Source organism: Anthropogastromicrobium sp. (genome assembly GCF_037349415.1).
Classification (GTDB): domain Bacteria; phylum Bacillota; class Clostridia; order Lachnospirales; family Lachnospiraceae; genus Anthropogastromicrobium; species Anthropogastromicrobium aceti.
Window position 1 is genome coordinate 30,158 of the sequence record NZ_JAXWCK010000024.1, and the last position, 12,975, is coordinate 43,132.

Here is a 12,975-nt window from a genome sequence, read left to right on the forward strand (position 1 = left end):
TTAAGAAAGGGCATGATTAGAAATATGGAAAAATATAGATTACATACTGGGTGGACATTCTGCCTGGATGAGAGAAATGAAAAAGAGGAAACAGCACCATCTGAGGGATTTCGCGCTGTAACGCTGCCGCATGACTGGAGTACAGACTATCCGTTTGATCCAGAATCAGATACATGTGGATCTGGCGGTTATGCGAAGGCTGGAATAGGCTGGTATAAGAGAACAATCACCATTTCAGAGGTTGATATTAAAAACAGACAGATTATTTTGTATTTTGAGGGCGTTTACATGAAGAGCAGCGTCTTTGTAAACGGCACCTATGCAGGTGGTCACATCTATGGTTATACTCCATTTGAGGTGGATATCACTGCGCTTGTGCATGAAGGAGAAAATGAGATTCTTGTTCGCGTGGATAACTCTATGCAGCCGGGATCACGCTGGTATTCTGGTTCTGGCATTACAAGAGATGTGTGGTTGGAAAAGCGTCATCCAATCCACATTGCTCGCTATGGAATGTATTTGACAACAGATGAAGGAAATCTTAATATCAGCACAACGCTTCACACATCAGAATGTATGAAAGATGATGATTCATTAAGTCTGACATTTATGTTAAAAGATCAGGATGGAGAAGAGGCTGCAAAAAAAGATATCACATTGAAAAATGATTGGACAGAAGCTGATTTGGATGCGGCTATTTTATCAGGAATGGACGCAGATGTGCCGAAGACGCTTTGCCAATTGACAACGTCACTTTCTATTAAAATCGAAAATCCAGTGCTTTGGGATCACGAAACACCGTATTTATATGAGCTGACAACCATTTTAAAGAAAAATGACACTGTAATTGATGAGCGCACTGATAAAGTGGGATTTCGCAATATCGAATTTGATGCAAAGAAGGGATTTTTAATCAATGGAAAGCATGTAAAGCTAAACGGTGTTTGTCTGCATCATGATGGAGGATGTGTCGGTGCTGCAGTGCCGCCAGAAATTTGGAGACGCCGCCTCGAAAAGCTAAAGGATATGGGTGTTAATTCTGTGCGCTGTTCACATAATCCGCCGGATGAAGCACTTCTTGATCTTTGTGATGAGCTTGGATTTTATGTTATGGACGAAGCATTCGATGAGTGGAGATTGATGAAGGCAAAGGAAATTGGCTCAAATACTCATGAAAGTCATGGATATTCTATGTATTTTGATGCGTGTCATGAATGGGATTTAAAGACAATGCTGTATCGTGACCGTAATCATCCGGGCATCGTGCTTTGGAGCATCGGAAATGAGATCCCAGAGGAAGTTGTAGTGGGCGGAGAGGAGCTTGCAGTCGAATTGAGCGGCTACTGCCATACTATTGATCCGACCAGAAAGGTGACTCTTGCCCATGACCAGATTGCGGCAGAACCATATTCGGCTCGCGATGCATTTATGGATAAAATTGATGTAGTCGGCTACAATTATGTAGGCAGATGGAGAGAGCGCGCAGAGCTTTTGTATGATGCAGACCGCGAGGAGCATTTGGATCGCTGCGTGATCGGAACAGAAAATCCATCGGCTGGCTATATTCGAAGTGACTACAACTTTGAGGTGGATCCGGGATCTTTTTGGAACAAGCCATATTATACAGCGGCAGTGACTGTAGGCAAGCTGCTTCGCTATACGATGGTTCATGATTTTGTTGCCGGCGATTATATGTGGACAGGCATTGATTATCTGGGTGAAGCAAACTGGCCTCAGCGTTCAGCAGGCTGCGGCTGTCTGGATACTTGTGGTTTTGAAAAAGATGCATTTTATTTTTATAGAAGTGTGTGGAACCAGAAGGAAAAATTTGCATATCTGTGCCCGCATTGGAATTTAAAGCTGGAAAAGGGAACAGTGCTCCCGGTCATTTGCTATACGAACTGTGAGGATGCAGAGCTTTTTGTAAATGGCCGTTCTTTTGGTATGAAGTCAAAGGGATTTCCATGCTACGGAATGACTGAGCGCTATGGTCATTTTGACAGATATAGAAGACCAGCCAATACAGATGATCTGTTCTTGAGCTGGGATGTTCCATATGAGCCTGGAAAAATCGAGGTAGTCGGATATCACGATGGAAAAGAAGTATGCTGCTATAATGTGGAGACAACAGGTGAGGCAGCTGCAATTAAGCTGACAGTTGATAAGACAAGTGTAAATGCCGATGGAAGAAGTGTTGTGCAGGTTGAGGTTCGCATTGTGGATAGTGAGGGCCGTCTTGTTTTTGATGCATGCCCAGAGCTAGATTTTACACTGGAGGGTGATGCAGAGATCATCGGAATTGATAATGGTGATCCAGCGTGTCATGAGCAGTGGAAAGAAACCAAGGGCCGTCATGCATTTAATGGAATGGCTTATGCAGTAATTCGTGCAGGACAAAGTAAAGGAGAACTGACACTGACAGTACAGGCATCAGGTATTGATGCAGCTATTGGAAAAGCTAGTGTGACAATTAGTCAAAAATGAAAGACCGCAATATTTTGAAAGAGAAAAGCAAGTAAACGTAATGCTTTTTTTCTAATATGGTAGTATAGTCAAAGCAATAATGAAGAACCTATAAAAGAAAGGCGGATAACATGGACACAACTTATGGTTTTACAAATAAATATCTGACGAAGGATGAAAAGCCGTGGTTTCCGGTTATGGGCGAGATTCATTTTAGCCGCTACCGTGCAGATTTATGGGAGGAATCTCTTCGCAAGATGAAGGCGGGTGGTCTGTCAATTGCATCCGTCTATATCATCTGGATTCATCATGAAGAAGAGGAAGGAAAATTTGATTTTACAGGAAACAGAAATCTTCATGATTTTTTGGAGGCAGCAAAGAAGGTGGGAATCTCTGTATTTCTTCGACTTGGTCCGTGGGTACATGGTGAGGCAAGAAACGGAGGTTTCCCGGATTGGCTGCAAAAAAAGCAGGATGAAATTGATTTAAGAAGCAATGATCCTGCATATCTTGCATATGTGAGACGCCTTTGGGAGAAGGTTTATGAGCAGGCAAAAGGTTTTTTGTATCAGGATGGCGGCCCTGTGATTGGCATGCAGATTGAAAATGAGTATGGTCATGTTGGCGGATACAATGGAGAAAAGGGTGAGCAGCATATGCGCACACTTACAGCAATGGCACGAGAGATCGGCTTTGATCTGCCGCTTTGCACGGCAACAGGCTGGGGCGGTGCTGCGACTGGAGGACTTCTTCCGGTAATGGGCGGCTACTGCGAAGCACCTTGGGATCAGCGCATTACCGAGATTGAGCCAAACACAAATTATGTATTTAGTCATATCAGAAACGATGCACTTATTGCAAGTGATCATCATGTGGACGATACAGTTACATTCAATCAGGATGATTTTCCGTATCTTACAGCAGAGCTTGGTGGCGGCTTACAGGTGACAAAGCATAGACGTCCTATTGTTTCTGGAAATGATGTGGGTGCGATGTCGCTTACAAAGCTTGGAAGCGGTGTTGGACTGCTAGGATACTACATGTATCATGGTGGCAGCAATCCAGATAGCAAGCTTTCCACACTTCAGGAGAGCCGTGCGACAGGATATTCAAATGATCTTCCAGAGATTAACTACGATTTTAATGCACCGATTCGCCAGTACGGAACGATCTCTGACAATTACCGTGAAATTCGTCTGCTTGCATACTTTTTGCAGGATTTTGGCGCTGATTTAGCTGTTCTGCCAGCTGATATTGATCCAGACTTTGTTAAGCCGGGAGATACACATACACTTCGCGTGTCAGTTCGTCATGATGATACACATGGCTATGTATTTGTTAATAACTATCAGAGACGATTGACAATGGATGATCATAAGGGTGTTGTGTTAGAAGGAAAGACTGCTGGAGCACCTGTTGTTTTCCCTGCAACCGATATCGAGTCTGGTGAGTATGCATTTTATCCGTATAATATGAAGCTTGGCGAGCATCTTCTTGTAAGTGCGCTTGCAACTCCTCTGTGTAAACTGACTGTCGACGGTGAGAATGTCTATGTATTTTATGGCGATAAAGATCCTCAGTTTACTTGGGGTACAACACCGGCAAAGGTATTGATGCTCACAAGAAAGCAGGCATTATCGGCTGCAAGAGTTTCGTTAAAGAGCAGTGAGAATCAAGCAACACAGGAATATCTGATCTTCTCCGACAACTTTGTCTGGGAAGAAGATGGCAAACTGACCGTGGTTGGCGGTGAAAAAACGGAAATTCGTACCTTTCCAAAGTTAGAAGAGAATGTGATTCCAGAAGGATTTGTAGAGTCAGGAGTAGAAGGTGATCTTACCATCTATACAAGAGACCTCACTCAGAGTGGTTCAAATACACAAGGTGTAACCGTAACCTTTAGCGAGTCTGCACAGACATCAGAGTCTCTTTCAGGAAAGCTTGTCAACAGCTGTGGAAAGCCACAGGCATTAAATGGCGATGAGAAGATCTATGAAATCAGTGTCCAGTATGCAAATGCTGGAAAACCACTGACAGGGAAAGAACGCGCAGATGGATATGACAGTATTCTCATCTTCGACTATGCATGCGATACGATGGAATTGTATGTAGACGGTCGAAAGATAAATGACTATTTCTATACTGGTCAGAAGGCACTGCTTAGTCTTGGATACTTTGATTTTCCAACAAAGATTACAGCTGTGCTTCATCCTCTGCATGAGGGCGCTCATATTTATCTTCAGGAGTGGCCAAAGATGGAGAATGGAAGTGCCTGCCGAATCGAGGCGATTGAGGTAGACGAGCAGATATTATAGTTAATTTGCCTTTTTCTTTGAAAATTTGTATAATGACCATAGCAATGGCAAAGTGCAAATTTTCGAGGAAAGGGGTTTTTTTATGGATGCATATATAGCTAGGAAGACCTGTCAGACCTATGAAGTAGATGATTTTCAACACAATTTTGAAGTCAGTCGAAATCGCAGTGAAAATTTAGAAAGTCAGCGATGGGGATTACATATCCACTCTACCTACTATGAAGTGCTTGTGTTTGTCAGTGGAAATGTAGACTTCTGGATTGAGGGAAAACGGAAAAAGCTTGAATATGGCGATGTCGTGATTGTCAATCCGCGTGAACTCCATCGGATTTATGTGTATGATACATCTTTGTATGATCGCATTGTAATTCATGTGTCAGACAGTACATTAAAGGATATGTCGACAGCACAGACGAATATATTACGGGTATTTCATAAAAATAAGGCGCATATTCTTCATTTTTCAAAAGAAGAAATGGAACAGTTTTTAAGCAATCACCATCAGATGCCCAACCTTTGGAACAAAAAAGAATTTGGTGCGGATATCTTGGGAGATGCGTGGCTTCAAATTTTAATGATCCAGATTGCACAAAAGATGCGCCAGGCAGAGGGCGAGGGAGAACAGGAAGTCACGATTGGATTAGTTGGAAGGACGCTTGAATATATCAATGCAAATTTGACAAAGGACATTTCTGTTCAGGACATTGCCGATGCACAAAACGTCAGCCGCTCTTATCTTAGCCATGCATTTAAGAAGAGTACCGGTTATGGATTGTGGAATTATGTGATAACCAAAAGATTGGTTTATGCGCAGAAGTTACTATGGGGTGGATCTTCTGTGACGGAGGCATGCTATGAGAGTGGATTTCGCGATTATGCCCACTTTATTAAGAGCTTTACAAAGACGTTCGGATGTTCACCAAAACAGTGTAAGAAAGAGGATTCAGACGTATATATGATGAAATTAAATCTTTGATCCGTTAGTGATCAGTTAGTTGTATTTGGAGGCAAGGCTGAAACAAGTTTGCAAAAGACAAACTGTTTGAGCCTTTTGTTTTTAGCCAAAATGTTTTTTTAAGAGCACAAAAACACATATTTTGCACTGAAAAAGCAAAGTTTTATCTAAAACAGCTGATATAATAGAATCAAACAAAACGTTTTGGAAAAATCGAAGTATGTTTGTGAAACATACACAACTGCAACAATTGCAACAATAAAAAACAAAAAATATATGACAAGAAAGTGCTCAAAAATATAAAAAACAGAGAAAATTTTTGAACACGAGATAGTAATGTCTGAGGAAGATAAATGTTGTCTGGTGCTTTCTGCCAGAAAACGAAAAATTTTTGTCGGATAGAGGCCAATTCTTGTCGAAGCAAAGGGAGGAAGAAACATGAAAAGAAATTTGAAAAAGGTGTTCGGTATCGTGACGACAACAGCAATGGCAGCGTCCGTGTTTGCAATGCCTGCAGCAGCAGAAGAGAAGACAAGCAGCATCACTTATCCTCTTGAGACAGATATTGAGAGCGTTTCCTGGTATGCACAGGAAGGTATTGTGCCTCACGAAAAATTTAAGGATGCATCCGAATCTCCATTCCATATCGGTCTTGCAAAGCATCTGGGCGTAACGATTGACTGGAGCTTCCCAACAACTGGTTCTGATGCCAATACATTCACAAATACGTTGATGGCAGATCCGTCAAGTCTTCCAAATATCATGCAGTGCTATGTAATGGATAATGCATCTCAGTATATTGATGATGGCATTATCTGGGATTTAACCGATTATATTCAGGAGTATGCACCTGATTATTATGCATTCCTTCAGACAAACCCAGTATATGATAAGGCTATGAAGGATGATGAGGGTCGTTACTATACATTTGGATTCTTCCGTGAGGACGGTGGTTGGAATGACAGCTACGAAGGCCCGGTTGTTCGTAAGGACTGGCTGGATGAGTGTGGTCTTGAAGTTCCGAAGACTATCTCTGAGTTCGAGAACGTAATTCGTGTATTCAATGAGAAGTATGGTGCAACATTTGATACCTCCTGCAGCGTGCGTTTCAACGATATGGGAATTTCTGGTGCATTTGGCGCTTACGCAGGCGTTACTGTAAATACAAATTATGGCTACTATGTAAAGGATGGCAAGGTAGGCTTAGGTGCAGCTGAGGATGAGTGGCGTGATTATGTCAGCTGGTTAAACAAGATGTGGGAAGAGGGTCTGCTCGATCAGGATATGCTGACTGAGGATGACACAACAATCAAGGATAAGATTCATAATGGCAAGTGCGGAATCAGCTACACTTCTATGGGACAGTTGAATATATGGAACAAGGAAGAGGAAGCAGCTGGCAACGAGGGAACATGGATTGGTATTCCATATCCGACAGCAGATGATGGTTCCTTATCAAGTATCTTTGGTGGTCCTGGAATCGGAAAGCACACCACTGTTATCACAACAACAGCAGATGAAGATACCATGAAGCTTTGCTTAGAGATGCTTAATTATGCATATACAGAAGAGGGTATGCTTTACTGGAACTATGGCGATGAGGGTGTATCATGGGAGTATGATGAGGACGGTGTTCCACAGTTCACAAGCCTTGTAAAGGATGATCAGGATACTGACCCTATGACAAAGTACAATGGCGCGACATGGGGCAGCTGCTGTATTCAGGCTACAAACCTTTTGTATCAGAAGAACAGCCAGAGCGCAATTGATGCAAATGATGCTTGGTATTACATCTATGATGATGAAGAGAAGAACAGAGAAGTTACCAGCGGTTGGAGATTCCCAGTTGGTGTAAGCTTCACAGTAGAAGAGTCTGATGAGCTGGATGAGATCGCTCAGAATATTCCGACTTTCGTTTCTGAGAGCTTTGCTTCCTTCTTGACTGGATCTCAGGATATTGATGATGATGCAGTATGGGAGCAGTATAAGAATGATCTGGAGTCCTACAACCTGTCTCGCGTTCTTGAGATTCGTCAGGCTGCATATGACAGATATCTGGAGCGTTAATCTAAGACTTAATTTTATTACAGAATAGGTCGGATGAGTAAAAGTGTATTTTGAAATGAAATAGAGTGCCTTTTCCGGCAGTGGAAAAAGTAATTTTCCACTGCCGGTACTATTAGGAGAAAAATTAGACTTTTGCAAATCCGAAAAGGAGGCGCTTATGAAAGCAAATGCAGTAGTGAAAAGGCCAAAGCCACCGTTATCAAAACGACTAAAAAGAGACTGGAATAAAAATAAATGGAAGTATATTATGTTGCTTCCGGTTTTGATTTATCTGTTACTTTTCTGTTATAAGCCGATGTATGGACTCGTAATCGCATTTAAGGATTATAAGATTACCAGAGGAATTGAGGGATCAAATTGGTCCAATCCGTGGTATAAATGGTTTTTGAATTTCTTTACAGATCCGTACTTTGGACGATTACTGAAAAATACATTTTTAATTAGTGGTCTTACGATTTTGTTCGGCTTCCCAGCACCAATTATTCTGGCGCTTATGATTAATGAAGTAAGAAACAGTGCATTTAAGAGAACGGTTCAGACAATCACCTATATGCCATATTTTATTTCTATGGTTGTTTTATGTGGACTGTTAAAGACCTTCTGTATGCAGGATGGTATGTTCTCTCAGATCGTGGAGATGTTCGGAGGAAGAGGACAAAACTTCTTGGCAAATCCGAGATATTTTAGAACCATCTATGTATTATCCGATATCTGGTCTGGTATTGGTTGGAACTCCATTATCTATCTGGCAGCTCTTTCAAGTATTGATCAGGAGCAGTATGAGGCAGCCCGTGTAGATGGTGCAAACCGTTTCCAGCAGATGCTTCACATTACACTGCCAGGTCTTGTTCCGACCATTATGATTCTGTTTATCCTTCGTATGGGTAATATCTTGAATGTCGGCTACGAGAAGATTCTTCTTCTGTACAACTCAGCAACCTATGCAACTGCCGATGTTATCTCTACCTATACCTATCGTCTGTCATTTGGTGGAAGTGGAAACCCGATGTATTCGAAGTCAACTGCAATCGGATTGTTTAATACAATTATTAATGTCTGCTTCTTGATGCTGACCAACCTGATCAGTAAGAAGGCAACCGATGCAGGCTTATTCTGATGAGAGGAGGAATTTAAAAATGAGAACAAAAGTAAAAAAACAAAAAATGAAGACCTCCTTGGGAGATAAGATATTTGTCATTATCAATAGTGTGATTTTGATTTGTCTGTGTATTATCACTCTGTATCCGATCTGGTATGTACTCTGTGCATCATTGACATCGAATACTTATCTCGTTTCCCATCCGGGTATTTTGCTGTGGCCACATGAAATGACATTTGGTGCTTATAAGTTGGCATTTTCTCATCCACTTCTTCTTTCTGGATATACCAATACGCTGATTATTCTGGCAGTATCATTGCCGATCAATATTTTGATGACATTGTTTGCCGGATACTTTATGGCATCAAAGGATGTTATGTTTAAACCGCTTCTTCAGGGCTTGATTATGTTTACAATGTTCTTCTCAGGCGGTATGATTCCTGCTTATTTGAATATTCGTGATTTGGGACTGTACAATTCTTTATGGGCATTGATTCTTCCTGGTGCGCTGAGTGTGTACAATTCCATTATCTGTAAGACAGCGATTGAGTCAGTTCCGGAATCTTTAAAGGAATCTGCCTATATCGATGGTGCAAATGATGTAATTATTCTATTCCGTATCATTGTTCCGTTAATTAAGGCAACTCTGGCTGTACTTCTTCTTTACTATGGTGTTGGACATTGGAATGCATGGTTTAATGCATCTATTTATTTGAAGGATAATGAGAAGCTTCCGATTCAGAATATCATGAGAGCAATCTTGATTGCAAACTCCAATGTTTTGAATTCAGCAGCTGCAGAAAATGATCAGGTCAATCAGTTTGCAGAGGCAATTAAGTATTCAACCATTATTTTGACAACTGTTCCTGTACTTTGTATCTATCCATTTATTCAGAAATACTTTGTAAAGGGCGTTATGATCGGTGCAGTAAAAGGTTAACGAACAAATGCTCCTTTTGGGTGATTGCCTGAAAGGAGCTGTTTTAGAAAGGAGAAAAAACAAATGCTATATCCAGTTGATAATGAGATCCGTCAGGTAAAGAGCTTAGACGGCATCTGGCGATTCAAAAAAGAAAATCGCATGGAAGAAGGTTTTGAGGAAAAGTGGTATGAAAAGCCACTTTCGAATTTTATCGATATGCCAGTTCCAGCAAGCTACAATGATATCACAACCGATAAAGAGTTACGCGATCATGTCGGTTGGGTGTGGTATGAGACCGATGCTGTGATTCCTCGTGCGTGGACAAAGGATCAGCGAATTGCAATTCGTTTTGGCAGTGTTACTCAGCATGCAGTTGTCTATTTAAACGGTGAGGAAATTGCACGTCATAAGGGTGGATTCCTTCCATTTGAGGCAGATATTACAGACAAGGTACATGAGGGAAAGAATCGTTTGACTGTTGCAGTCAGCAATCTGCTTGATTGGAGCTGTATTCCAAGTGGTGAGTACAAGTTCGTAAAGGATTGGCTGTATCCAGAAGGTCACTGGGAGCAGGATTATTTCTTTGATTTCTTTAATTATTCTGGTATTCACCGCCCGGTTCGTCTCTACACAACGCCTCTGTCATATGTATCAGACGTTACTGTAAAGACAACAATCGAGGGTACGGACGGAATTGTATCATATGAAATCGAAACAGCTGGAGCTTCTAGTGAGCAGCCAGTACATGTTGTGATTCGCGACGAACAAGGGGAAGTAGTTGCGCACGGTGAGGGTCAAAAGGGAAAAATTATTATTAACGATGCTCATCTGTGGGAACCAGGTGCAGCATATCTGTATCAGTTTGATATTACATATGGGGAAAATTCTGCTGAAAATACAGATCATTACACACTGCCATTTGGTGTGAGAACAATTGAAGTTACTGAAAAAGAGTTTAAGATCAATGGAAAGCGCTTCTACTTCAAGGGCTTTGGTAAGCATGAGGACAGCGATATCCGTGGAAAAGGCTTGGATCAGGTGTTGAATGTAAGAGATGCCGAGCTTCTTAAATGGATTGGCGCCAATTCGTTCCGTACCTCCCACTATCCGTATTCAGAGGAAATGATGCAGCTAGCAGACCGTCAGGGCTTTGTGATTATAGATGAGGTTCCGGCAGTTGGTATGAATCTGTTTATTCCGAATGCACCGGATGTCTTTACACCGGAGCGCGTCAATGAAAAGACATTGGAGCATCATAAGACCGTTCTAAGAGAGCTGTATCAGCGCGATAAGAATCATCCATGTGTTGTAATGTGGAGTGTGACCAATGAGCCTCATTCAAGTGAGGAGAGTGCGCGGACGTATTTTACAGAGGTAGTAAAGCAGATTCGCTCACTTGATGATACACGTCCAGTTACAGGCGTTATGTGTGTAGATGTGCAGGAAGACAAGATCTCTCAGCTGTTTGATGTTGTCTGCATCAACCGTTATTTTGCTTGGTATCTGCAGACTGGCAAAATTGAAACCATCTATCCAATGATGAAAAAGGATCTTGAAGATTGGCATGCAAAATATCATAAGCCAGTAATTGTTACTGAGTACGGAGCAGATACAATTGCCGGAATGCATAAGCTTCCAGAGGTAATTTTCTCAGAGGAATATCAGGTATCCTATCTAGAGGAAAATAATCGTGCAATTGATTCCTGCGATTTCGTAGCAGGTGAGCATATTTGGGCATTTGCAGATTTCATGACGAGCTTCGGTCTTCGCCGTATTGATGGCAACAAGAAGGGAATCTTCACAAGACAGCGTCAGCCAAAGGCAGCAGCATTTGCAATTAGAAAGCGTTGGCTGGAAAAATAAACAGCGCAAGTTAAAAAGGAAAAAGAATAAGATATAAGAATGAATAAAAGAAGCGCCAAGGACAGGCAAAATCGTAAGGTTTTAGTTTGTCTTTGGTGTTTTTTTGTTGCAAAAAGAAAGGACAAATGATAAGCTAGAAAAAAAGTGATTGTTTGAAGGAGAAAATAATATGGCAAACCCAGACAGCCAGGAATCTAAATACTGGAAGTTAATGAGTGAACTGAAACAAAAAATAGTAGATGGTACTTACCAGGCAGGTGATAAAATGCCGTCGGAGAATGAACTGGCTGCTTTTTATCAGGTGAGCCGTCATACAGTTAGAAAGGCACTCGCAATTTTGGAGCATGAAGGCTATATTTATGCTGTTCACGGCAAAGGAACATTTTGTTCGGAGATGGGACGTCATACAAAGACATCTCGCAATATTGCTGTTGTGACGACATATCTGTCAGATTATATTTTTCCGTCTGTTATTCAGGGAATTGATCAAGTTATGACAGAGAATGGATACAGTATTATCTTAAAGAATACAAAAAATTCCTCCAGCGCAGAAGGAAAATGCCTGGAGGAGCTTCTTTCAAAGGATATAGAAGGTCTGATTATTGAACCAAGTAAGAGTGAGATTTACTGTCGTCATATTGCTCTGTACAAAAAATTAGACGAATTCCATATCCCATATGTGTTTATTCAGGGAACAATGGAACAATTAAGTGACCGCCCATATGTGATGATGGACGATTTTAAAGGTGGATATTTAATCACAAAATATTTGCTCTCCTTGGGACATCGGAAAATACTTGGTATGTTTAAGGCAGATGACAGGCAGGGAATAGAAAGGCATCGCGGGTATGCAAAAGCGCTTCAAGAGTACGGAGTTTTCTACGATCCCGACAGGATCATTTGGTTTCACACAGAAGATCGAGCTGTTAAACCATTTGCAAGACTGCGTGCAATGGCAGCGTCAGGAATAAAGTTTGACAGCGTTGTCTGCTACAACGACCAGATTGCAATCAAGACAATTCAGACATTGTCTCAGCTTGGCATTCGCGTCTCAGAGGATGTATCAGTAACGGGATATGACAATTCCTTTCTGGCAGAAAATTATCAAGTTGGCCTGACAACCATCGCTCATCCACACGAGAGATTAGGTGAGATCGCAGCAAAGCTCTTACTCGATTTAATGCAGGAAAAAACACTCTCCCTCGCCGACCGTCAGATCGTCATCGAGCCGGAGTTAATCGAGAGAGAATCTTGCAAACCTAGGTAAAAATTTCAATACCACTTTACGCAA

Annotated in this window: 8 protein-coding genes; all 8 read left to right on the forward strand. The window is 41.5% G+C overall.

Features of this window, described 5'->3' with window-relative positions:
* Nucleotides 1-24: 24 nt before the first annotated feature.
* A complete protein-coding gene (locus WJP93_RS03660; RefSeq protein ID WP_337546956.1) occupies nt 25-2,484 on the forward strand; it encodes a glycoside hydrolase family 2 TIM barrel-domain containing protein in 2,460 nt (819 codons plus the stop codon).
* Nucleotides 2,485-2,594: 110 nt separating this feature from the next.
* Complete coding sequence (locus WJP93_RS03665; protein WP_337546958.1) at nt 2,595-4,778, forward strand: beta-galactosidase; 2,184 nt, start codon at nt 2,595-2,597, stop codon at nt 4,776-4,778.
* Nucleotides 4,779-4,860: 82 nt separating this feature from the next.
* Nucleotides 4,861-5,754: an AraC family transcriptional regulator gene (locus tag WJP93_RS03670; RefSeq protein ID WP_337546959.1), complete on the forward strand. Its 894-nt coding sequence runs from the start codon at nt 4,861-4,863 to the stop codon at nt 5,752-5,754.
* 417 nt (nt 5,755-6,171) lie between these two features.
* A complete protein-coding gene (locus tag WJP93_RS03675) occupies nt 6,172-7,800 on the forward strand; it encodes a hypothetical protein (protein ID WP_337546961.1) in 1,629 nt (542 codons plus the stop codon).
* 157 nt (nt 7,801-7,957) lie between these two features.
* Nucleotides 7,958-8,917: an ABC transporter permease subunit gene (locus WJP93_RS03680; protein ID WP_337546963.1), complete on the forward strand. Its 960-nt coding sequence runs from the start codon at nt 7,958-7,960 to the stop codon at nt 8,915-8,917.
* Nucleotides 8,918-8,936: 19 nt separating this feature from the next.
* Nucleotides 8,937-9,839: a carbohydrate ABC transporter permease gene (locus WJP93_RS03685; protein WP_337546964.1), complete on the forward strand. Its 903-nt coding sequence runs from the start codon at nt 8,937-8,939 to the stop codon at nt 9,837-9,839.
* A 63-nt stretch (nt 9,840-9,902) separates the two neighbouring features.
* Nucleotides 9,903-11,684, forward strand: coding sequence for a beta-glucuronidase (gene uidA, locus WJP93_RS03690; RefSeq protein ID WP_337546965.1), 1,782 nt, complete (start codon nt 9,903-9,905; stop codon nt 11,682-11,684).
* 169 nt (nt 11,685-11,853) lie between these two features.
* Nucleotides 11,854-12,951, forward strand: a complete 1,098-nt coding sequence (locus tag WJP93_RS03695; RefSeq protein ID WP_337546966.1) for a GntR family transcriptional regulator — start codon at nt 11,854-11,856, stop codon at nt 12,949-12,951.
* Nucleotides 12,952-12,975: the final 24 nt, after the last annotated feature.

Bases quoted from the DNA above. Each gene is read 5' to 3' on its own strand.
- WJP93_RS03680 (WP_337546963.1), top strand. From the start codon at position 7,958: ATGAAAGCAAATGCAGTAGTGAAAAGGCCAAAGCCACCGTTATCAAAA.
- WJP93_RS03670 (WP_337546959.1), top strand. From the start codon at position 4,861: ATGGATGCATATATAGCTAGGAAGACCTGTCAGACCTATGAAGTAGAT.
- WJP93_RS03660 (WP_337546956.1), top strand. From the start codon at position 25: ATGGAAAAATATAGATTACATACTGGGTGGACATTCTGCCTGGATGAG.
- WJP93_RS03685 (WP_337546964.1), top strand. From the start codon at position 8,937: ATGAGAACAAAAGTAAAAAAACAAAAAATGAAGACCTCCTTGGGAGAT.
- WJP93_RS03695 (WP_337546966.1), top strand. From the start codon at position 11,854: ATGGCAAACCCAGACAGCCAGGAATCTAAATACTGGAAGTTAATGAGT.
- uidA (WP_337546965.1), top strand. From the start codon at position 9,903: ATGCTATATCCAGTTGATAATGAGATCCGTCAGGTAAAGAGCTTAGAC.
- WJP93_RS03675 (WP_337546961.1), top strand. From the start codon at position 6,172: ATGAAAAGAAATTTGAAAAAGGTGTTCGGTATCGTGACGACAACAGCA.
- WJP93_RS03665 (WP_337546958.1), top strand. From the start codon at position 2,595: ATGGACACAACTTATGGTTTTACAAATAAATATCTGACGAAGGATGAA.